Annotated in this window: 13 protein-coding genes and 1 tRNA gene; 8 read left to right on the forward strand and 6 right to left on the reverse strand. The window is 65.2% G+C overall.

Going from position 1 to position 22,710, the window contains the following annotated elements:
* Positions 1 to 6: 6 nt before the first annotated feature.
* Together llg_RS15430 and llg_RS15435 are read left to right on the forward strand one after the other, a co-directional pair.
* Positions 7 to 1,521, forward strand: coding sequence for a DUF1501 domain-containing protein (locus llg_RS15430; protein ID WP_338285578.1), 1,515 nt, complete (start codon positions 7 to 9; stop codon positions 1,519 to 1,521).
* 8 nt (positions 1,522 to 1,529) lie between these two features.
* Positions 1,530 to 2,081 (forward strand): hypothetical protein, encoded by a 552-nt coding sequence (locus tag llg_RS15435; protein ID WP_338285579.1) that lies wholly within the window; start codon positions 1,530 to 1,532, stop codon positions 2,079 to 2,081.
* A gap of 17 nt (positions 2,082 to 2,098) precedes the next feature.
* Here the strand turns inward: llg_RS15435 and llg_RS15440 are convergent, their stop codons facing one another.
* The 3 genes from llg_RS15440 to llg_RS15450 all read right to left on the reverse strand — a co-directional run bounded on the left by llg_RS15440 (position 2,099) and on the right by llg_RS15450 (position 5,042).
* On the reverse strand, positions 2,099 to 2,977 hold the full coding sequence (locus llg_RS15440) for a metal ABC transporter substrate-binding protein (protein ID WP_338285580.1): 879 nt from the start codon (positions 2,975 to 2,977) through the stop codon (positions 2,099 to 2,101).
* A 565-nt stretch (positions 2,978 to 3,542) separates the two neighbouring features.
* A complete protein-coding gene (locus llg_RS15445) occupies positions 3,543 to 4,205 on the reverse strand; it encodes a DR2241 family protein (protein ID WP_338285581.1) in 663 nt (220 codons plus the stop codon).
* Between the two features lie 12 nt (positions 4,206 to 4,217).
* The gene (locus llg_RS15450) at positions 4,218 to 5,042 is read right to left on the reverse strand and encodes a CbiX/SirB N-terminal domain-containing protein (protein WP_338285582.1); all 825 of its coding nucleotides are present in this window, start codon (positions 5,040 to 5,042) and stop codon (positions 4,218 to 4,220) included.
* Positions 5,043 to 5,197: 155 nt separating this feature from the next.
* Between llg_RS15450 and llg_RS15455 the strand changes: the two genes are divergently transcribed.
* Both llg_RS15455 and llg_RS15460 read left to right on the forward strand, forming a co-directional pair.
* Entirely contained in the window at positions 5,198 to 5,806 is a 609-nt protein-coding gene (locus llg_RS15455; protein ID WP_338285583.1) for a hypothetical protein, read from the forward strand.
* Positions 5,807 to 5,872: 66 nt separating this feature from the next.
* Positions 5,873 to 5,949, forward strand: a tRNA-Pro gene (locus llg_RS15460).
* Here the strand turns inward: llg_RS15460 and llg_RS15465 are convergent.
* The 3 genes from llg_RS15465 to llg_RS15475 form a co-directional block, all read right to left on the reverse strand.
* Positions 5,923 to 6,432 (reverse strand): hypothetical protein, encoded by a 510-nt coding sequence (locus llg_RS15465; protein WP_338285584.1) that lies wholly within the window; start codon positions 6,430 to 6,432, stop codon positions 5,923 to 5,925. The genes llg_RS15460 and llg_RS15465 overlap by 27 nt on opposite strands.
* 468 nt (positions 6,433 to 6,900) lie before the next feature.
* Positions 6,901 to 9,126, reverse strand: coding sequence for a serine/threonine-protein kinase (locus tag llg_RS15470; RefSeq protein WP_338285585.1), 2,226 nt, complete (start codon positions 9,124 to 9,126; stop codon positions 6,901 to 6,903).
* Between the two features lie 53 nt (positions 9,127 to 9,179).
* The gene (locus tag llg_RS15475; RefSeq protein WP_338285586.1) at positions 9,180 to 9,740 is read right to left on the reverse strand and encodes an ECF-type sigma factor; all 561 of its coding nucleotides are present in this window, start codon (positions 9,738 to 9,740) and stop codon (positions 9,180 to 9,182) included.
* A gap of 228 nt (positions 9,741 to 9,968) precedes the next feature.
* Here llg_RS15475 and llg_RS15480 point away from each other — a divergent pair, with 228 nt between their 5' ends.
* Genes llg_RS15480 through llg_RS15495 form a run of 4 tightly spaced genes read left to right on the forward strand, consistent with a single transcriptional unit; the run spans position 9,969 to position 22,590 of the window.
* Positions 9,969 to 10,877 carry a PEP-CTERM sorting domain-containing protein gene (locus tag llg_RS15480; protein WP_338285588.1) on the forward strand — a complete coding sequence of 303 codons (909 nt, stop codon included), beginning with the start codon at positions 9,969 to 9,971 and terminating at the stop codon, positions 10,875 to 10,877.
* Positions 10,878 to 10,907: 30 nt separating this feature from the next.
* Positions 10,908 to 14,528: an autotransporter-associated beta strand repeat-containing protein gene (locus llg_RS15485; RefSeq protein WP_338285589.1), complete on the forward strand. Its 3,621-nt coding sequence runs from the start codon at positions 10,908 to 10,910 to the stop codon at positions 14,526 to 14,528.
* An 11-nt stretch (positions 14,529 to 14,539) separates the two neighbouring features.
* Positions 14,540 to 19,243 (forward strand): family 78 glycoside hydrolase catalytic domain, encoded by a 4,704-nt coding sequence (locus tag llg_RS15490; RefSeq protein WP_338285590.1) that lies wholly within the window; start codon positions 14,540 to 14,542, stop codon positions 19,241 to 19,243.
* Positions 19,244 to 19,299: 56 nt separating this feature from the next.
* On the forward strand, positions 19,300 to 22,590 hold the full coding sequence (locus llg_RS15495) for a family 78 glycoside hydrolase catalytic domain (RefSeq protein ID WP_338285591.1): 3,291 nt from the start codon (positions 19,300 to 19,302) through the stop codon (positions 22,588 to 22,590).
* Positions 22,591 to 22,710: the final 120 nt, after the last annotated feature.

The raw sequence follows: 22,710 nt of genomic DNA on the forward strand, positions 1-22,710 counted from the left end.
CTTACCATGAAATCCCAGGACAAAGATTCGCTCCAGAACCGTCGCTCGTTCCTGCGTCAGACGGCCTGCGCTTCGCTCGGATTGACGGGCGTGATCAACACGCTGGCCCATCTCCGGTTGGTGAACTCCGCGCTCGCCCAGGGGCTTCCCGGTGGTGACTACAAGGCGTTGGTCGTGCTTTTCCTCTTCGGCGGAAACGATTCGAACAACCTGCTCATCCCGCGCCAGAGCCACGGTTCCTACAACCAGTATAAGACCGCCCGCGGCGTGTTGAAGATCCTCGATGCGAACGACCCGGCCTACGTCGCGGGCGATCCAGCCTCGATTCCCTTGACCGGGGCGGGTTCGGATTACGGCGTGCATCCCGCCGCCGGTGGCATCGCGGATCTTTTCAACAGCGGCGAGCTCGCCTTCGTCGCGAACGTCGGCACGCTCGTCTATCCGACGACGCGGGCGGACTACAACGCGGGCACGGTGCCGCTGCCGCCGCAGCTCTTCTCCCATTCCGACCAACAGGTCCAGTGGCAGAGCTCGGTGCCGGACCAGCCGTTCAGCCGCGGCTGGGGTGGGCGTATCGCGGACCTCCTCGCATCGCAAGGTCATGCCCAGGGGCAGGTCTCGCTTTCCGTGAGCCTGTCGGGGATCAACAGCCTGCAAGTCGCCGACCAGGAGGTGCAGTATGCGGTCACGCCCGCGGGAGCGATTCCGCTGGCGGGCTACAGCGCCTCCGGAGCGCCCTATGGCAACGCATTGAACGGCGACGGTTCTTACAAGACCAACGTCGCCGGCAAGCGTCTCAAGGCCTTCGATGACATCACCAACTACACCTACCAGCACCTGCTCGACGACGATCACGCGAAGGTGGTGAAGCGGGCGCGGGCGAATGAGGGGCTGATCGGCGCGGCACTCACCGCCGCGGCGGCCACCGGGGTCGATTTCGACAATTACTTCGTCAATGCCCAGTCGAGTCTCGGCGACCAGTTGAAATCGATCGCCAAGCTCATCGCGGGCCGCGCCAGCCTGGGCAACAGCCGCCAGATCTTCTTCGCGAGCATCGGCGGCTTCGATACCCATCAGGACCAGCTCGATGCGCAGAACAACCTGCTCGGGGAATTGGGGAACAGCCTGAAGGCCTTCAGCGACACCCTGAAGGCCCTCGGGGTGAACGACAACGTGACGACCATCACGCACTCGGACTTCACCCGCACGCTCACGCCGAATGGCCAGGATGCCGCCACCGCGGGATCCGACCACGGCTGGGGCGGTCACCAGATCGTGCTGGGAGGCGCGGTGAACGGGGGCCAGATCTACGGTTCCTTCCCGTCGCTCGCCCTAGGCGCGGGATTGGATGCCGGGTCGAGCAACCGCGGGCGCTGGATTCCCACGACCTCCGTCGACCAATTCGCCGCCGTCTCCGCGAAGTGGCTCGGCGTTTCGCCCACCTACCTTGCGGACATCTTCCCGAATCTCTCGCGCTTCGACGATCCCTTCGGCGGCAGCGCGAACCTCGGGTTCCTCTAATTGGAGCGATGCAAACGCGAACGATCATTCTGTCAGGCATCGTCCTGACGTTGATCGCGGTCTCGATCGAATGGAGGAAGGTCCTCGGGCCTTCCTCCATTCCCGGTGGGACGACCGCGACGGTGCCCCCGTTGGAGCCGGGCAAGCGCACCCGGCAACTTCCACCTGCGGTGGCCCGGAAGGAGCCCGCGGAGATCGTGTTGCTGCCGGAGGCCGTGGAAATCGCGGCGCGGCTGAACACTTCGGAAACGACTCCAGCGGATGACTTGGAAACGGTTGAACTGTTGGTCTCGATTTTCCGCAGATCCAATGGCGGTGCGAATCCCGCGGGTGGCGAGAACGACGAAATCGTCCGCCAGCTCACCGGTCACAACGACAAGGGCTTTGCTGTTCTGCCACTCAAGCATCCGGCGATCTCACCCGGAGGCCGGTTGCTCGATCGCTGGGGCCGACCCTACTACTTCCATCCCATCTCCCGGGATGTCCTCGGCCTCCGTTCCGGCGGTCCGGACGGCAGGCTGTTTACCGCGGACGATGTCATTCTCGAACCCGCCACGTGATCCCATGATTGGACGGATCACTTCCCGGTCAGCCCCTCGACAATCGCCGTCACGTTGTGCCGGACCATCGACTCGTAGGTGGGGGAATTGGTGCCGTCCGCGATCAGGGGCTTGCCGAGGCGGATGCCGGTGTCCCGGGTGAGAACGGACAAGAGCTTCGGGTTGGTCTCCACTTCCGGGAACAAGGCGGCCACCCGGTGTTCCTTCAGCTCGCTCACCAACTTTGCCAGAGACGCCGGGCTCGGGTCCTGTTCCTGGTTCAGCCCTTGGACGGAAAACGGGGTGAAGCCATAGTCCGCGCAGAAGTAATTGAAGGCGGAATGGGTGGTCGCCAGTTGGCGGCGATCCCGCGGCACGGTCGCCACTTGGAGCCGCACCCATTGTTCAAGGGAATCAAGTTTTCCCCGGTAAGCCGCCGCATTTGCCCGATAGGTGGCTGCTCCCTGGGGATCGGCGGCCGCTAGGGCCTCCGCCACGACCGTCGTGGCCCGCCGGAAGCGGTCGATCGAATGCCACCAGTGGGGATCGGTTTCGTGATGGGAATGATCGTGACCGGGCTCATCACAGCTCCCGTGGAGGGCGGGCAGGGAGGAGCCTACCTCGATCAAATGGCTGCCGGCGGGAACGATCGTTTCAAGTGAGTGCAGGTAGGCCTCCAAGCCCATTCCTGCGACCAGATAGAGTTTCGCACCGGTGGCCTTCCGCAGGTCTTCGGGGGTGGGCTCGAAATGGTGCGGATCCCCGGAGGTGCTGATTAGATCCACCACCTCCACTCGGTCTCCGCCGACTTGCCGGACCAGATCCGAAAGCAGGGGATGAAAGGTGGCAACCTTGGTTCCCGCCATCGCCACACCGGTCCAGACGAGACTGAGCAGAACAAGCAAAAGGCGGGACATGGTCAGGGGCGGGAAGTCTGCGAGGGGTCGGAATTTTTGCAAGTATTTTGCGATTTCAGGCAAGCCCTTCGTCTTCAAGGAGAGGCCAGAAGGCTTGAAGCATCTGAATGAAATAAGAAGCGCGAATAACCCTGTGGATAATGCTCAAACGATCGTTTCTCGGAATGGAGCAGAGCTGTCTATCCGGTATTGAAACAGATGCTCTAAAATAAGGATCTCTTACGAGGCGATAAGGATATGGTTGCAAGAGATTGATTGAATCTTTTGTTTGGATGCGGTGTAATGGTCGGTTTTTTGTCCGTGCAATTGTTTCGTAGACAGAGAGTTGTGTTTCATGGGGTCGCCCTGAGATGGCTCGGGTGGATGGCGATTCGGAACCAGTTCCAGACTGGTCAAGACCGAGTTAGGCCCGTGACGGAATCGTCACTGAAACAAACGTTCGCAGGTCGAGGGAGCCTTGAAACGACGGGAAAGCCGTTGTGAATAACTTGTGGAAAGCCTGTTTTCAGACGCGATTCCCAACGACCGTTATGGCCGAAATAATGCCCTTTGGAACTTCAGCGCTTCAGCCTTTTGCCTGTCCGGCTTCCGCCTTCGAAACCTTCCGGCACTCCGCGACGAAGTGATTGCAGGCTTCGCGGCAGAGCAGGGGAAACGTCTCGCTTCGATCCAGATCGCCAGGGACGCCGTCGTAGCGGCTGGCGTCGCTGTCTTCCAGTGGAGTGCGGGCGTCCAACTGCCACAGGATGCGCTTGGCGCATTGGTGGGCGGGGCCGCAGACTTCCCGGATCAGCTGTTGGGCACCGGCATCGCTGATGTTGCGGGCGAAGCGGTACATGCCGGTCTGGCGGTTCAGTTTGTCCCGCAGGTTTTCGATCTCCAAGGTGCCTGCCTTTTCCGCCGCGAGTAGTCCGAGGGCGGCGGGGTAAAACAGATCGAGGGCCCGGCGGAGTTCTTCCAAGGAGGGAAGGATCAGCAGCCAGCCTCGGCGGAGATTCGTCTGTCCTTTGGTGAAGCGATATTCGCCGTCTTCGGCATAGGTGGAAAGATCGCGCGCCGCGTCGGCATCCCGATGGATCTCAAGGCCCCCATGGCCGGGTTGATTGGCCAGTTCCTGATCCTCGGCGTGGAAGAGGGAGAAGTTTGAATCAAGCGCTTGAATCTCGATCTGGCCGATGCGGTGAACGCCCGCGGCGAGGGATTCGGAGAGAAACTGGAGGATCGACATGGGAAGGGAAGATCAGGCGGTCGCGGGAGTGCGGCGGGCGTCAAAGTCCGCCACTTGGTCGAGGATGACGTCGGCCAGATGGCGCTCGGTGCCGATGGCGGAGGAGTAGTAGAGCGTCTTGCCTCGGAGGTGATGGGGGTTGTGGCGGAAGATTTCCCGTTGGGAAGCCGCCAGACCCACCTCGGGCTCGATGCCGAGGAGCACCGGGATGTCCTGATAGGAATGGGCTCCGTCCGCGATGAAGAAGGGGACGACCACGACGTTCTCCGTGGGGGCCAGTTCATCCCAGCGGGCGATGAACGGCTGCTCCTCCATGTAAGCATCCGACACCCGGGCGTAGCCGGCGCCGGAGGCGGCGATGAGGTCGACCTGATCGCGGATCGCCTTGGTGGAGTTCTGGTTCAATCCCGTGCCGTGGCCGGTGATGATGAGGGTGGTGGCGGCCGGGTCCACTCCCGGCGCGACTTCTTGTGCGCGCTTCAGCAGAAGGGTGGTCATGGAGGCATGCACGCCCACTGGTAGGCAGTAGTGGATGGTTTTTCCGCGGATCACCGTGGTCGGACCTGTGAGACCGAATTCCCGGGGGATGACGTCCTGGGTGAAGTAGCCCTCACTGATGAAGTCCGGCACCACGTAGATCTCCTCGCAATCCGTGAGGTACCAGGCCTCCCGGAACGAAGGTTCCTCCTTCCAGAAGCAGCAGTGGACCTCCTTGAAGAGGCCGCGACGGCGGACCTCGTCGGCGTGGTCGAAGTAGGGGGTGGAGGAATCCGGGTTTTCCGTCGAGCCATGGCCCACGATGAAGAGGGCGCTGTCGGGCTTCGGGGTGAAAGGCATGGCGGAGTGAAGCGCGAAATCCGGCCCCGGGGAAACCGGAATTGGAAATTTGCGTTTTTCTCCGCGCGGAAACGGGATAGCGGCAGGGCGTGTCCCGTGTGTTCGATGTCCTAGGCTGCTGGTGTGATCCGATCGAAAGGTCCGGTCCGGACAACATGGCGGTGGATGAGTGGCTGTTGGAAACCGCCACGGTGCCGGTGCTGCGGGTCTATCGCTGGCAACCGGGATGGGGCAGCATCGGGTATTTTGGCAATCTGGCCGATGCGGGTAGGAGCCATCCGGAGCTGAAGTGGGTCCGCCGCTGGACCGGTGGAGGCACCGTCGATCATCGCGATGACTGGACCTACACCCTGGTGATTCCCTCGGACCTGCCATTGGCCCGGGCTCGGGGAGCGGAGAGCTATCATGTGCTGCACGCGGCCCTTGCTGCAATTCTTCCGCTCGAGGGGATTGACGCGCGCCTCAGCGATGGAACGGAAGAGACCGGGGCCGCGTCATGCTTTGAGAACCCGGTCTGCCATGATCTGGTCGATCCAACCGGACGGAAGCTCGCGGGGGCCGGGCAGCGCCGGTCCCGCCAAGGGCTGCTTCACCAGGGTTCGATCGCTGGCGGGTTGGAATGGAGTCACGCAATGAGCCGGGCGAGCCGTCTGGCGGAGGAGTTGGCAGGAGAAGTGCGGCCATGGATCGAGCGGCCGGAGGAGGGGGATATTGCCCGCCGTGCCAGCCGTTACGCCGACGCCAAATGGACCGAGCGCCGATGATTCGATTTTCTGAACCGTAATTCCTTGCTTCCGGTGAAGGATTGGGAAACGTTCGCGCCCGCGTCGCGGGACGTAGCTCAGCCTGGTAGAGCGCCTGCTTTGGGAGCAGGATGTCGTCAGTTCGAATCTGGCCGTCCCGACCACTTTCCTTCCAGCAAGTTGCTGGAGTTTAGGGGTCTACACCAAAGATTGGGGAGGGGCGTGTTGTGGAGGTTGGTAGGAGGGATGGAGAAGCGGTTTTCCTGTTCCCTGGCCTCGGCGAGTTCCTCGAGCCCTTGGATCGCCCATTCGTGGATCGTGAGGGGGCCTTCTTCGGCCCCGATGGCGGCGCGGTTCCAGCGTTCGAACTGTTCCTTGGTGGGAGTGAGAACGAGCGGCTGGCGGATGTCGGTGATGGAGGGCTCGTCGCGCCAGTTGTCCATGAGTTCCTGGAGCTGCCCGACGGTGATTTCGCCGTCCTTCGCGACGGTGTCGTCGTCGGGAGCCTCCTCCTGGGTGCGCTGTTTAACGGGTTTGGCGAACTCGTGGCTGTCGAAAGCCTCCTGCCAGCCGCCGCTGAGGAGGGAGCGGTAGAACGACGAAGCCCGGCGGGCGGCCTCGGTCTTGTTGGGTGGCCGGAGTGCCACTCGCTCGCGGCGGCCACTGGATTGGATCCGGGGCTGTAGTCGGAGTCCTGCCACTTTCCCCGTTACGGGGACGGGTGCGGAGCTCGCACGGTCCAGCCAATAGTGTTGGTCGGTCTTGCCCGGACGACCGTGACGGGGGCCTTTTTCCGGGTGGCAGGGGGCGTTACGGGGCGGAGTTGGTCCTCACTTTGTCCCCACTTTTCGGGCCCGCCTTTTATCGGTTCCGGCGCGTTTCGGATGTTCGACGGGATGCGATGTGGCGTGAAATCCTGGCGGAGTTTCCGGCGGTTGTGCGCTTCTTCCCATGAAGGGCGTCTCCCCGGAGGTTTCCGTGGGGTTGACGCATCGTGTGCCGGGATCGTCCGGTGCTCCGGCGGTCGGAGACCGCGCGGGATTTCCTGGGTAACGATGCAATAGCTGGGCCGGTATCCGTTTCGTGGAGGAAACGGGTGCCGGCCGAGGCAGCGTTCAGCGGTCCTTCATGGCGTCCGCTTCCTTGAGCAGGATGCGGGCGATCATCCAGTCGAACCACCAACCCTCCTTCGGACCACCCATGCTGAACGGTTTGGTGAAGAATGAGGTGATCGCAGGCCGTGCCTCCGCCAGTTGCGCGCGTGCTTCCTCATCCTGCCCGCTTCGGCCGGCTGCCATCGCGAGCATGACATGAGCGGTTGCGGTGCACGCCGGATTGCGATTCGGGTGCGATAGGCAACGCCGGGCCCAATTCCGAGCCTGCTGGAAGTCATCCATGCGGTATTTGGCCAGCGAGAGGCTGAGCATTTGCCAGGACTCCATGGCTTCTCCGGGGGCGTTTGGTTTGTCCCAGGGGAGGACGCGCTCCAACAACTTTACCATGGGGTCGAGCCTGGCCAATAACTCGGACGGTGGCGGTTTCATGAAGCAGCACCTCACCACCTCGCTGGCGATCGTGGCGCTGACCGTCGAGGCGAATCGTTCCGACGCCATCACGCGGAGCCGTTCGTAGAGAGCCGGATCTCCGGAGTAACAAGTCGCGGCCGCTGCGGCCATAGTTCGCAACGAGATCCACTCCATGTCAGCTTGGTCGGCCTTGGTCATGGCTTGCGCCATGGCGGCGTAGCGCTGGGCGGCGTCTTCCCACCGGCCCTCCCAGAGGAGCCAATCGCCCGCTGCCCGGAACGCTTCCGCGGATTCGAGCGAGACGGGCACATCGTCCAGCGGAACCGCGGCCAAGAGCTGGTCTGCCTGCTGGACTCCGCCGTGGCTGATGAGAACCGCGGCGTGGGCGACGGCTTCCCTCGTCTGGGCTTTCTCGCGGAGCCCCACCTCGTTGGCGCGCGCGATTTCCGCGGCGTACCGGAGGCGGACCTGTTCCTCGCGGGCGCGGGCCTCGCGGATGAACAGCCAGGTCGAGGTGCCGAGGCCGGCGCAGAGGGCCAGGGCGACGAGCCCGCCCGCGGCGAAGACGAGGCGGTTCCGTCGGACGAGTTTCCCCAGCCGGTAGCGACGCCCGCCCGCGGCGACGGCCTCGACGGGTTCGTGCGCGAGGTGGCGGGACACATCGGCGGCGAGTCCGTTGGCGGTGACGTAGCGGTCCTGCCGGTCGGGTTTCATCGCCTTCATCACGATCGCGTCGAGGTCGCCGCGCAGCAGCCGGGGAAGGCGTGGCATTTCGGTGTGCCTCGCGGTGGCGATGGCTTCCTGTTCGGCGGGCGGGCACGCTTGGAGGCGTTCGGAGGGCGGCGGGACCGGCAGGGTTCGGAGCCTCTCGCGGATCTGCTCCGGGGTGGCGTGGCGGAAGGTTTCCGGATCGCGCGGCGGCTTGCCGGCCAGCAGTTCATGGAGGAGCGCGCCGAGGCTGTAGATGTCACTGCGGGAGTCGATGTCGAGGCCGTGGCCATCGACCTGCTCCGGGCTCATGTAGGCGGGCGTGCCGATGAGGAGGGGAGAGGCGGCGTGGGAGAAGAGGGTGGGATCGGCCTCGGTGGCCTTGGCGATGCCGAAGTCGATGACCTTGGGCACCGCGACGCCATCGTGCAGTGTGACCATGACGTTGGAGGGCTTGATGTCGCAGTGGATGATGCCCTTGAGATGTGCGTGCTGGATGGCGAGGCAAACGGGGATGAAGAGTCTCAGCCGCGCGGGGAGATCGAGCCGGTGCTGGTCGCAGAAGTCGGTGATGCGCTGGCCCTCCACCAGCTCCATGACGAAGAACGGCCTGCCCGAGGCGGTGGAACCCGCGTCGAGCACGCGGGCGATGTTCGGGTGATCCATCACGGCCAGGGTCTGGCGTTCCAGCTCGAAGCGCTCGATGATCTGGGCGGTGCCCATGCCCACGCGGATGATCTTCAAGGCCACGCGGCGGCGCACGGGCTCGAGCTGCTCCGCGAGGTAAACGGCACCGCAGCCGCCTTCCCCGAGACGCTCCACCAGCCGGTAGCGTCCGATGCGGGTGCCCAGGCCTTCATCGGGTTCCGCGGCGGTGGGCGCGGGATCGGCGGCGGGTGGTTGAAGCGGGGTGTCGTGCCGGGTGTTGAAGAATTTCTCCGCGTCGTCGCGCAGCGAGATGAGTTCCTCCAGGCGGGCGCGCAGCGCGGGATTGCCGCGGCAGGTTTGGTCGAGGAATTCATCCCGGGCCCGGGCATCGTCGATGCCGGTCAGCGCGTCGAAAAGGATCTCCTCGATCCGCGTGGAGTTGTCGCGGGTGCCGTTCATGGTTCCTCCCATGGAGACAAGCGGATTCGGCCGTCAGGCTGCGCCACGGGTGATCAGAGTTCGTCGCGGATGATCCGGAACAGCCGGGCTTTCGCGTGGTTCCAACGGCGGTCGATGGAACGCGGCGAGGTGCCGAGGGCTTCCGCCACTTCCTGGTTCGTGAGGCCGCCGAAGTACTTCATCGTGATGATCTGCGCGGTTTCGGGGTCTTCGGTTTCAAGGCGGCCGAGCACCTCGTTGACGAGGAGGATACGGTCGTCCGGCGAGGCATCGGCGACCTCGATGTCACCGATGTCGACGCGTTCCTCGCGGCCGCCGCGCTTGAGACTGGATTTCGCACGCGCGCGATCGACGAGGATGCGGCGCATCACCTGGGCGGCACAGCGGAAGAAGTGCGAGCGGTCGTTCCAGCGGCGGTCGTCGTTGCCGGAGAGGCGGATCCACGCCTCGTGGACGAGGGCGGTGGCCTGGAGCGTTTGGCCGGGGCCTTCGCGGATCATGTCGATGGAGGCGAGGCGGCGCAGCTCGTCGTAGACCAGCGGCAGCAGGTCCTCGGAAGGCAGGTGTCCTTCGGTGCTGGCGGACTGGAGGATTCGGGTGATGTCGCCGTCCATGGAGGTGTCGGTTGTTCCACTATGCCGCTTGGCGCGAGAGTGGCGCAAGGCCCGTCTCAGCGAAATGCGACGCGGTTTTCAAGCGGTTCCGGGTGTTTCGATTTTTTTGGCGAGGTCCGCGGAGGAATCGCGCTGGTGGTGAATGGAGGGCTGTTCCGGACGCGGTCCGGGTGGTGCCTCCGATGACCTTCCCGCCCCCGAATCCGTTTCCAACCCCACCGGTGCCCCATGGATCTCACCAAAGCCACCCTGCTGTCCGCCACGCTCGCCAGCCTGCTGCAACCGGCCTCCGCCGCGCTCGTCTTCATGGACGATTTCTCGACCACCGGACAGAGCGATGACGTGAACTTCCAATACACCGCCGGTCGCCAGACCGGTGATGTGGGCAACCTCCAGTATCGCCAGGGCAACGGCGCCTTGGCCGGCACGATCACGGGCACGATCGCCAATGAAGCGGCGAACGGGTTCAAGACCCAGATCGGCAACGCGGGTGGCCCGGGCACGCTGTGGGTGGTCGGTGGCAATCCGGCGCAGGCCGTGGGCAGCGTTTCGCCCGAGCACAATTTCACCGAGTCCGGCGGCGTGGGTGGCTACCTGTCGATCTCGTTCACGCTCGATCCGGTGACCGGGTCCGCGGGCACGTCCGGCGATTGGGGCGCGATCACGCTCGGGGCCGGGGACAATGCCAGCTTCGGCGCATCCGGTTCCGGCGCGAGAGGGCAGGGGATCATTTCGTCCGCGGCCCACTTCGGTATCCTGTTCCGGGACAACGGGCAGTTCCAGGCCTTCGATGGCAGCGCCCAGGTGGGAGGCGCGGTGTATGACGCGACGCCCGCGACGCCGACGAGCCACACCATCGAGCTGCGCATCACGGGCGTGGGCGATGGGAACCCGTGGGACGGCAGCGGCGATGCCTTGATCGATGTCTACGCGGACGGCGGCGCGAGCCCGTTCTACAGCTTCACCAAGACCGGCGGCTACACCAGCAACTACCTCACCCTGCAAGGCTTCGGCGGAGGCAGCGGCAACACCATCAGCCAGTTCGACAACCTGCGGGTGGAAACCGTGCCGGAGCCGTCCGCCGGTCTGCTGGCCGGTGTGGTCCTCGCCGGGGCGCTGGTCCGCCGCCGCCGGTAAACGGTCGTGAATCCTGCCCCCAAACGCACCATGAAATCCAAGAGACCTTTCCTCCTCGCCGCGCTCTCTCCCTGCCTCGTCGTGACCGCGCGCGCGGCCACGGAGACCTGGGTGGGAGGCACCGCCACCTGGAGCACTCCGGCCAACTGGTCCGGCACACACCAGCCGCCGATCACCGCGGACGCCCTCGTGTTCGGCGCGGCGGGAGCCGGTGGCACGACGTTGAACAACGATCTCACTTCGACCTCGTTCACGGTCGCGGGCATCACCTTCAGCTCGGGTGCAGCGGCCTACACCATCGGTGGAAATGCCTTCACCCTCAGCGGCGGCCTGACGAACAGCAGCACCTCGGCGCAGGTTCTCAACACCGCGCTGACCCTGAGTGGCAACCAGGCCGTCAGCGTGGGATCGGCCACGGGCAGCGTGACCTTCGGCGGCGCCATCTCGGGAACGGGCGTGACCTTGACCACCAATGGCGGCGCGGTGGTGGCGTCGGGCACGGTGTTCAAGAGCCCGGTGTCGCTGGCCTCGCTGGTGGCGCAGGGGAATGCCGCGGCCGGACAGGCCTATGCGAGCAACCAGACGACCAGCTTCGACAGCGGTGCCAGCCTGACGACGACCGGCAACGTGGTGGTTGGTCGTTCCAACCTCGTGTTCAAGGGCAATGCCACGGCGACGGTGGCGGGAACGATCACCAACGTCGGCGCGACGAGCCGCGACTGGGCGCGGGTGGTGATCCAGGACACCGCCAATCTCACGGCGGCGGGACTCGATCTCTTCGGCCCTGTGAACTCGGCCACCGGCCAGTTCAACCTGAACGGCGGGACGCTGCGGGTCGGCAGCATCGCCGCGTGTGACTCCACCGATGCGACCTACGCGGTGCGCAATGTTTTCAACGGCACGCAGGTCGTCGCCACGCAGGACAACACCGCCTTCCTCACCATCACCAAGAGCCAGTTCTTTGCGGGGTCCAACAAGGCCTACGTCGGGAACGGCGGGGCGTTGTTCGATTCGAACGGTCACAACATCGCCAGCGCCACCGCGCTGCAGAACGACACCGGCGCGACCGGGCCGCTGGTGAAGTCGGGCGCGGGCACGCTCACGCTCTCCGGCGCCTGCACCTACACCGGCACCACCACGGTCAATGGCGGCACGCTCAAGATCACCGGCAGCCTGGCGGCGGGCAGCGCGGTGACTGTCAATGGCGGCGCGGCCCTGGGCGGCACGGGCACCGTGAACGGAATCGTGAGCCTGGCAGCGGGCGGCACTCCGGAAACCCAGGGAGCCATCGGGCTGGCCGATGGCAGCGTGGGCACCCTTACGCTCGCCCATGCCAGCGGCCTCGCACTCGGCGGCACGGCGGGCAATGCGGCGCGGCTCACGTTCGACACCAGCTCGCTCGCATCTGACAAGATCAGCCTGGGGAGCAATCCCCTGACGGTGAGCGCGGGTGGGGCTTCCATTTATGTGTCGCCCGTCAACGTCACGGCGGGACAGACCTTCGATCTCGTCACCTTCGGCAGCGCGTCCGGCGCGGGTTTCGCCACGGGGAGTGGCACCACGGTGGGCGCACTCACGCTGGCGAATCCCAATGTGAGCTTCGGCGTGACCGGTTACCTGATGGTGTCGTCCACGGCGATCCAACTGGTGACCGATGGCACTCCCGCTCCGGCGTTCGCGTTCTGGTCTGGGGTGAAGGGCTCGTCATGGACGAGCACGAGCGATGTGCAGGGTAATTTCACGTACGACTACGGTGGCGTCAGCTTCGTGGCATCGTATCCTTCCTCCGGCACGGATGTGATCTTCGCCGCGAACGGCAATGGCGCTCCGGCCAACCTGAGCAACACGCTCGGCCAGGACTTCACGGTCAAGAGCTTGTCCTTCTTCTCCGGCACCGGCCCGGTGACGATCGCGGGGAGCAACACGCTATCGATCGGAGCCGGCGGCATTCATCTCGATGATGGCAGCGGCGGGGCCACCTTGGCGATGGCCAGCCTGGTGCCGACGGCGGCGCAGACGTGGTCGAACTCCAGCACCAGCGGCCTGACGGTGGGCGCCGTGATCGGTGGCACCAATGGCATCGTGTTCGACAGTGTCGGCACGGGGCCGATCATCCTCAGTGGCGCGAACACCTGCACGGGCGGCCTGACCGTGAACGCGGGCACGCTGCAACTCAGCGGCGCCGGCACGCTTGGGGCCACCGGTGGCATGGTGACCACCAATGGCGGCACGCTCGATTTGAACGGAACCTCGCAAGCGGTGGGCGTGCTGACCGGCAGCGGCGGCACCATCGTGAACAACAGCTCCGGCACCACCGCCACCCTCACGATCGGCAGCGGCAATGCGACCGGCAACACCTACGCGGGCGTGATCGCGGACCACAGCGCGGGATCCGGCATCGTCGCGCTGACCAAGACCGGCACCGGCATCGCGATCCTCGCTGGAGCGAACACCTACACCGGCAAGACCATGGTGAACGGCGGCACGTTGCGGATCGGCGCGAACGAGAGCATTCCCGATGCCTCGGTGGTGGAGATCGATGGCGGCGGCAAACTCGACGTCCAGGGATCGACCGAGACCATCGGTGGACTGTCGAGCACCACCGGGGACACCAATGTGGTCCAGAACAAGGAGACCGGCGGCGCGGGCGCGGGCGTGCTCGCCATCGACACGGCGGGGGCGAGCTACACCTTCACCGGCATCCTGCGGGACAATTTCCTGAGCACCGGCACGCTGGCGCTCGTCAAGAATGGCGCGGGCACCCAGACGGTGAAATGCACCAATGCGCTCGCGGCCGGAACCTCCATCGAGTTCACGGGCGGCCTCACCATCAATGGCGGGACGTTCCTGCTGAGTGACAGCGGCAATGGCAAGGTGATCGGCAGTTTCGCCAGCGCGGTGATTCTCACCGGCGGCACGGCCACGCTGGCATTCGAGAACACGCTGGCGGCGAACAGCAGGACCTTCGGCAAGGTCATCAGTGGTGCCGGTCATGTCGTCGTTACTTCGGCCAACCTCGGTACCGTGGTGCTGGGCCAAGCGAACACCTACTCCGGAAATACCACCGTCCACAAGGGCACGCTCTCCATCGCGGCGAACTCGGCGACGACCTTCGCGGACTCCTCGACGGTGACGATCGACAGCGGCGCGGTGTTGAACCTTCCGAACGCGGCGACCGATGTGGTGGCCGCGCTGGTGGTGAACGGTGTGAGCCTTCCGAGCGGCGTGTATGACGCGTCGACCGCGGCCACGTCCGGTTACCTCACCGGCTCGGGCAAGCTCCAGGTGGGAGCCACGGTCGTTGGTGGCTACTCCGCGTGGGCGACGGCGAATGCAGGCGGCCAGGGCGCGGACCAGGACTACGATCTCGATGGCGTGAAGAACGGCGTCGAGTATTTCCTCGGTGCCACGGGCTCATCGTTCACCGCGAACCCACCGGTGGTGAACGGCACGGTGACCTGGCCGAATGGCGGAAACATTCCGTCGTCCGGCTACGGCACGCAGTTTGTCGTCGAGACTTCCCCGGATCTCTCGGTGTGGACGGCGGTGGCGGACTCCGATCCCCATCTGTCGAACACCGCCAGCGGGGTGAGCTACACGTTGACCGGTCCGGCCAAGCTGTTCGTGCGTTTGCGGGTGACCCCGAACTGATCCCACCCGCCATGCTCCGCACTTTTGCCAGCTCCCTTGTCCGCGGAGGTTCGATCGTCTGGTTGGCGGGGGTGTTGGTGGTGGGAAGGGCGGGGGCCATCGAGGTGGCAAACCTCCGCTGCGAGATGCGAAGCGAGCCGCTGGGCGTGGATGTCGCGGCTCCCCGCCTGAGCTGGGAACCGGCATCCACGGTGCGGGGCGATGTCCAGTCGGCGTATCGCATCCTGGTGGCCTCCTCGGGCGAACTGCTGGCCCAGGATGCCGGTGACCTGTGGGACAGCGGGAAGGTGGCCTCTTCGCAGCAACATCTCGTTCCCTACGCGGGACAACCGCTGGCCTCCAGCCGCCGGGTGTTCTGGAAGGTGAAGGTCTGGGATGCGGGCGGCGCGGCCTCGGCGTGGAGCGCCGGAGCCACGTGGACGATGGGGCAGGTGTCCTCCGGCGATTGGCAGGCGCAGTGGATCATGGGCCTCCAGCGCAAGAGCCTCGGCTATCATGCGCAGACCACCAGCGGCCAGAACGTCACGAAGTGGGTGCAGGTGGACCTCGGTGCGGCGGTGCCGGTTTCCGGTGTCACGCTGCATCCGAAGTGGCACCAGGGCACGCCGGGGTATGGCTTTCCGCTGCGTTTCAAAATCCAGGCTTCGAACGATCCGACCTTCGCCACCGCGACGACGGTCACCGATCAGACGGCGGCCGACTACGCGAATCCCGGCTACTTGCCGGTGGCGTTTGCCGCGTCCGGGGCGGGCTTCCGCTACGTGCGCGTCACCGCCACCAAGCACTACTACAACACGCCGGACAACAACTACGCCTTCGCTCTCGGCCAACTGGAGGTGACGGGTGGCGGCAACAACGTCGCCTTGAATGCCGCGGTGTCATCTCTCGACACCATCGAAGCCTACGGATGGGGCGCGGCGGGACTCACCGATGGCGCGGGGTTCGTCGGCTGCGACTATGGCCGCCGGATGCGGCGGGAGTTCACGGTGAAGCCGGGATTGAAACGGGCCGTGGCCCACGTCTGCGGACTCGGTCAATACGAGTTGTTCGTGAACGGAAGCAAGAACGGCGACGACGTGCTCGCGCCGGGATGGTCCGCCTACACGAAGACCTGCCTTTATGAAACGCGCGATCTCACGGCGCAACTGCGGGAGGGCGCGAACGCCGTCGGGCTGATCCTCGGCAACGGGATGTACAACATCGGCGACGGCTACGGGCGGTACGTGAAGTTCAAGCAGAGCTTCGGCCCGCTGCGCGCGATCGCCCAGCTCCGCCTGGAATACGCGGATGGGTCGACCGAGGTGATCGGCAGCGACACGAATTGGAAGACCGGCCCCGGGGCGATCACCTTCGAGAATGTCTACGCGGGCGAGGACTACGATGCGCGGCTCGAGCCCGCGGGCTGGAGCGAGCCGGGGTTCGCCAGTCCACGCTGGACCGCGGCGGTGGCCACCACCGGACCGGGTGGCACGCTGAAGGGGCTTTCGTGTTCGGCTCCGGCGATCGGGAAAATCGAGACGCTGGTGCCGGTTTCGTCCCGCGTGATTTCATCCACCACCACCGTGTATGACCTGGGGCAGAATGCCTCGGTGATGCCCTCGCTGAAGGTCAGCGGCCCCGCGGGAGCGGCGGTGAGGATCATTCCCACCGAGCTGTTGAATGGCAGCGGGACGGTGGACCGCACGAGCTGTACCCAGGACGGCGTGCGCCCGGCGTGGTGGCAGTACACGCTGAAGGGCGCGGGCACGGAGACCTGGATGCCGCGGTTCTTCTACCACGGCAGCCGATACTTCCAGGTCGAGTTGATCGCGGGGGCGGGCGGCGGGTTGCCGGTGGTGCAGGAATTGAATGGCGTGGTGGTGCATTCCACTTCCCCGGCGATCGGGTCGTTCACCTGCTCCAGCGCGCTGTTCAACCGCATCCACGATCTGGTGCGGTGGTCGCAGCGGAGCAACCTGATGAGCATCACCACCGATTGCCCGCACCGCGAGCGCCAGGGGTGGCTGGAGCAGAACCAACTCAACGGGGCGGGGCTGCGCTACTGCTTCGATTTCGCGCCGCTGTTCGCCAAGATCACCAATGACATCTCGGACAGCCAGTGGTCCTCGAACGGCTTCGTGCCGAACCTGGCTCCCGAGTATTTCAGGACCAGCAACAGCCTCACCGACCCCTACTACAATTCGCCGGAATGGGGGAGCACGTTCATCCTCGGCGCGTGGCAGCAGTACCTTTACAGCGGCGATCGCTCGTTGTTCGAGCGGTTTTATCCCGCGATGAAGGCCTATGTCGGCTATCTCGGCAGCACGGCCAATGGCAACTCGATCATCCCGACGGGGCTGGGCGATTGGTACGACGTGGCGCAGATCACCGCCGGGCCGTTCTCGGGCGTGAGCTCGACCTCGAAACCGCTCACGGCCACGGCGACCTATTACGATGACGCGCGGGTGCTGGCCCAGGTGGCGGCGCTGCTGGGAAACACGGCGGACGCCGGTTATTTCACGCAGTTGGCGGCGACGATCCGGGGCGGCTTCAACACGACCTATTTCAAAGCCGCGAACACCAGCTACGACACCGGCAGCCAGACCGCCAACGCGATGCCGCTCGCGCTCGGGATGGTGGAGGCGGCGAACGTGGCCGGGGTGCGGAATGCCCTGGTCGCCGATGTCCAGTCGCGGAATGGCGCGCTGACCTGCGGCGAGGTTGGCCTCGGCCCCGTGTTCCGGGCCCTCAACGAGGCCGGGCGTGGCGATCTGGTGTATGCCATGAATGCGAAGGCGGACACGCCCGGTTATGCTTACCAACTCGCCCGCGGCGCGACCAGCCTGACGGAACGCTGGGATGCCGCGAACACGACCTTCAGCTCGCAGAACCACTTCATGCTCGGGCAGGTCATGGAATGGTTTTACCACGATGTGGCGGGCATCCAGCCCGATCCCTCCGCGCCGGGGTTCAGGAAGATCGTCATCCAGCCGGTGATCGGCGGCGACCTGACGTGGGCGGATGCCAGTTACCAGTCTGTCAGCGGGATGATCGCCAGCCACTGGACGCGCAGTGGCAATGACCTGACCTTGGACGTGACGATTCCGGTGGGTTCCGCGGCGAGGGTGCATGTGCCGGTGATGGGCGGAAAGTTCTCTGGCATCCGGATCCAGGAAAGCGGCACCACGATCTGGGAGAATGGCAGCCCCGCCGGTAACTCACCCCAAGTGACGTTCGTGGCCAACCAGACGAGCGGCGCGAACTCGACGGTGGCGTGGAACGTCGGCTCGGGAAGCTACCATTTTTCATGGAACGTGCGTCCTGCACCGGCGGGCCTCACCGCCGCGGCGTCGAACCGGAAGGTGGATCTCGCGTGGAATGCGGTGGCTGGTGGTGGCACCTACACGGTCAAGCGCGCGACCGTTTCCGGAGGTCCCTACGTGGCCATCGCCAGCAACCTCGCGGGGACGACCTTCCAGGACCAGAATGTGGTCAATGACACGGGCTACTACTATGTGGTGTCGGTTTCGACGGCGGGCTTTGAAAGCGATGACTCGCTGGAAGCGGTGGCCACCCCGCGGTTCGTGTTCAACGCGGGCTTCGAATCCCCGGCGATCACCACCTTCGCTTACAACCCCGCCGGTGCGTCGTGGACCTTCACGCCCAGCTCCGCCACCGGAGGCTCGGGTATCAGCGCCAATGGCAGCGGCTTCACGGCTGGCAATCCCGCGGCTCCGCAGGGATCGCAGGTGGCGTTCATTCAAAAAGCGGGCAGCGTTTCGCAGACGCTGGCCGGCCTGGTGCCGGGGACCGTTTACACCGTCTCCTTCGCCGCCGCGAACCGGGGCACTTCCAGCTACAATGGACCGCAATCGTGGAAGGTCACCATCGATGGCACGACGGTCGCCGACTATCCCGCGGGCTCGGTCGGGACCAGCTACGCGGATTTCTCCGCCACCTTCACCGCCACCGCGGCCAGCCAGGTGCTGGCATTCACCGGCACCCAGTCCGCCAATGACCGGACGGTGTTCATCGACCGGGTGGCGGTCACGTCCTCCACGCCGGTGGTGGGAAAAGTGGCCGATCAGACGCTGGGGACCGGCGAAACGTCGGCGAGCCTGCCCTTTTCGATCACGGATGACGACACCCCCGCCGCCGCACTGACGGTGGCGGCATCGTCTTCGAATCCATCGGTGGTGGCGGGGGGGAACCTCGCGCTGGGAGGCAGCGGGGTCGATCGGACGGTGACGTTCACCGCCGGTGGGGCCGGGACGGCCACCATCACCCTGTCGGTCAGCGATGGCACACGCACCTCGGTGTCGACGTTCGAGGTGGCAGTGCTGACTCCCGCCCAGGTGTGGCGGTGGCGGAATTTCGGTTCGCCATTGAACACCGGGATCGCGGCGGACGATGCGGATCCCGATCAGGATGGTGTCAGCAACCTTTTCGAGCGGGCCTTCGCGGGGAACCCTTACGTGAGGGAATCGGGTTTGCTGCCCGTTCTCGGTCAATCCGCTGGGCCTGCGGCGATCACCTATCGCAAGGCGAAGGCGGCGGCCGATCTGGTGTTCGCGGTTCAGGAAAGCGCCGATCTGGCGGCGGGCAATTGGATTCCGGCGAAGGGATCGAGCACCGTTCTCAGCGAGGACGGCGCGGTGCAGGTGATCCGCTTCGAGGGGTTTCCGGACGGAGCGATGAGGAGGTTCCTCCGGGTGATGGTGAAATCGTCCGAGTGAAATTCGTGGCGAAGCGAGGAACGGGAATCCGCTGTTATGGATGACACTAGGATTTCATGAGCTGTTTCCCGCGATTCGTTGCCGCGCTTTTTTCGTTTCCGACGTTCCTGTTCGGTGCCTGTTTGTTCGTCGGGGGCGTCTCCGGTGCGTCCGCCTCGCCCTTGTCCGTCGAGCGGATGACGACGAACGGCCGGACCAATCCGCTCGGGATCTCCGGCGAAAACGTTTCCTTCTCCTGGGCGAGCGCCACCGAGGAGCGCGACATGATCCAGCAGGGCTACCGATTGCGGGTGGGCACCACGGAAGGCGGTGCCGAGGTGTGGGACTCGGGGCAGGTGGTGTCGGAGCGGCAGATCGACGTGGTCCTGCCGACCTCGATCCGGATCCAGCCATCAACCCGCTATCACTGGCAGGTGAAAATCCGTGACCAACGCGGAAACGAAAGCGGGTGGAGCGCCCCGGCGTGGTTCGAGACCGGATTGTTGTCGGAGGCGGATTGGGCGGGCGCGGAGTGGATCGGCCAGGGAAAGGCGGGCGATGCGGGCTGGGGCGACTGCACCGTGGTGACCGAGTTCACCCTCCGCCGCGATGCCTTCGGCGTGTTCCTGCATGTCAGCCCCGATGGGCGGAATGGCTACATGTACCAGGTCAATGTGGCCGGGGAGCTGCCGCTGCTGAAGTCGCACAAGAGGGTGAACGGGACCTACGAGGAAATGGCGCGGATCGATCTCTCGCGGCTCGGGTTTACCAAGGCCCGGCTGCTGCAGGGGAAGCACACGCTGGTGTGCGAGGTGAGGGGAGCGGCGATGATCACGACCTTGGATGGCACGAGGATCGACACGCGCGAAGACGGAACCTTCCGCGATGGGGGATTCGGCTACCGGACCTTTGGCGTTGAAAGCGCCACGGTGCACCGGGCGATGGTGATCGATCCCGCGAACCGTCGGCGGCCTCTGGTGGTGGCCTTCGATCAAGGGCGCGCGGGATTCAGCGGTGGCACGGTTTCCGGCGGAGCCTATCACATCTCGGGAAGCACCGAGGCGGTTTACACCGGTGAGGAGGCGTCGTTGCCGATGCTGAGGGGCGGGTTCCGCGCGCGCGGCGAGGTGAAATGCGCGCGGGTCTATGCGTCCGCCCAGGGGCTCTATGAGCTGTCCCTGAATGGCAGGAAAGTGGGGGATCAATTCCTTGCCCCGGGGTGGACCGATTACCAGCGCCGCATCCAATCGCAGACCTACGACATCACCGCGCTGGTGAAACCGGGTGCCAATGTCCTCGGCGCGGTGTTGGCCGATGGCTGGTACCGGGGAAAGGTCGGGCTTGGCTGGAACCAGGTCTATGGCGGGCCGCTGGCGTTGGTGGCGAGGATCAAGCTGACCTATGCGGATGGGTCCGCCGAATGGTTCTCGACCGACGCGGGATGGAGGTGCGGTCGCGGCCCATTCGTGCGTGCGGATCTCCAGGACGGGGAAACCTACGATGCCTCGCGGGAGCAGGCCGGTTGGAATGCCCCCGGGTTCGATGACTCCGCATGGTCGCCGGTCGAGGTGCTGCCCAACGCGTCGCGGAAACTGGTCCCGCAGCCGGACGAGCCCGTGCGCGCGCTGGCGGTGTTGACGGCGAAAAGCCGGACCATGCCCGCGCCGGGACGATACGTGTACGATCTCGGGCAGAACATGGTCGGAGTCGCCCGAATCACGATGAAGGGCCGGAAGGGCCAGACCATCATCCTCCGCCATGCGGAGGAGTTGTATCGGAAGGGGAACCGAAAGGGCGAACTCTACACCGACAATTTCCGCGGCGCGCGGGTGACGGATACCTACACTTTCGCTGGGGATGGCACCGTCACCTATCAGCCGGTTTTCACCCAGCACGGGTTCCGTTACATCGAACTCAGCGGCCTGGATGCCCCGCCCGCGCCGGAGGAGGTGAAAGGGGTCGTGCTGGGATCGGATCTGCCCGACACCGGCGATCTCCAGACGTCCCATCCGATGCTCAACCAGCTCGTGAAAAACATTCGCTGGGGACAGCGCGGCAATTTCTTGTCCATCCCCACCGACACGCCCGCGCGCGACGAACGCCTCGGGTGGACCGGCGACATCAGCGTGTTCGCGCCCACGGCCGCGCGCTTCCAGGACACCCGCGCGTTCCTGTCAAAGTGGATGGCGGATCTGCGGGACGCCCAGAGGTCCGACGGCAACATCCCCGCCGTGGTGCCGCAACCGCGGCGCGAGTTCGATGCCACCGGAGTGGGCTGGTCGGACGCGTTCATCACCGTGCCCCATGCCGTGTGGCGGGCGACTGGCGACACCCGGATCGTGCGGGAGAACTGGGACGCGATGAACCGGTTTTACGGATTCGTGCGGGACAGCGCGATGAGGAACGGGAACCTGCTGGAGGAGGGCCGCAGCTCCTGGTTCTCCGGGGATTGGCTGAACCTGGAAAAGGTGGACCGGCTGGAGGAGCATCGCGTCATCGCCACCGCGTACTTCGCCGAGGACACCCGGATGATGGCGGAGATGGCGGCGGCGATCGGGGACGTGGAGAAGGCCCGTGAATGGGCGGCCGTGGTGCCGCGAATCCGTGCGGCTTTCACCGAGGCCTACCGCGGTCCCGATGGCTCGATCCGGATGGGAACGCAGACCGTCTATGCGATGGCGCTGGGGATGGACATGATCGCCGATCCGCGGCAGCGCGCGGCGACGGCGACCCGCTTCGTTGAAAAGCTGGCGCGCGACGACCACCACCTGAAGACGGGGTTCCTCGGGACACCCTGGCTGCTGCCCGCGCTCGGCGGGATCGATCGCGATGACCTGGCGATGCGGGTGCTGCTCAATGAGGATTATCCGTCGTGGGGATTCGAGGTGCGCATGGGAGCGACGACGATGTGGGAGCGGTGGAATTCGATCCGGGCCGATGGCGACTTCGGACCGGTGGGCATGAACTCCTTCAACCACTACGCCTATGGAGCGGTGGCGGATTGGATGTTCCAGCGGCTGGGCGGACTGCAAATCGTGGAGCCGGGATACAAGAAGTCCCGCATCGCACCGCTGGTCGGTGGTGGCGGTCTAACAAGCGCCCGGGCCGCCATCCGCACGCCCTATGGCCCGCTGGCCTCGGAATGGAAAATTGTGGACGGGGAGTTGACGCTCGCGGCGACCGTGCCTCCGAACACGACCGCGGAGCTGGTGTTTCCGGCCTCGGGCATCGGGGCGGTGAGAGGGGATTCCGGCGAGACCGGGAAATGGACCGGAGGAGCGTCGTTCCAGGACGGGCGGGTCTTGGTGCGGTTGGGATCCGGGAGACACGTGTTTGTCACGCGGGCTCCGGGGCTGAGGCCCGGTTGAAAGTCAGGCTCTGGAGGCTCAAGGGAAGCTTACAGTGGCAAGATGCTAGCTTTGTACCCTATCTCAGGGTCGTTTGTTTTAGAAGCCGTCTGAAAAATTACTGTGGTTGTTGAATTGGGC

Origin of the sequence: Luteolibacter sp. LG18 (assembly GCF_036322585.1) — a bacterium.
Classification (GTDB): Bacteria; Verrucomicrobiota; Verrucomicrobiia; order Verrucomicrobiales; family Akkermansiaceae; genus Luteolibacter.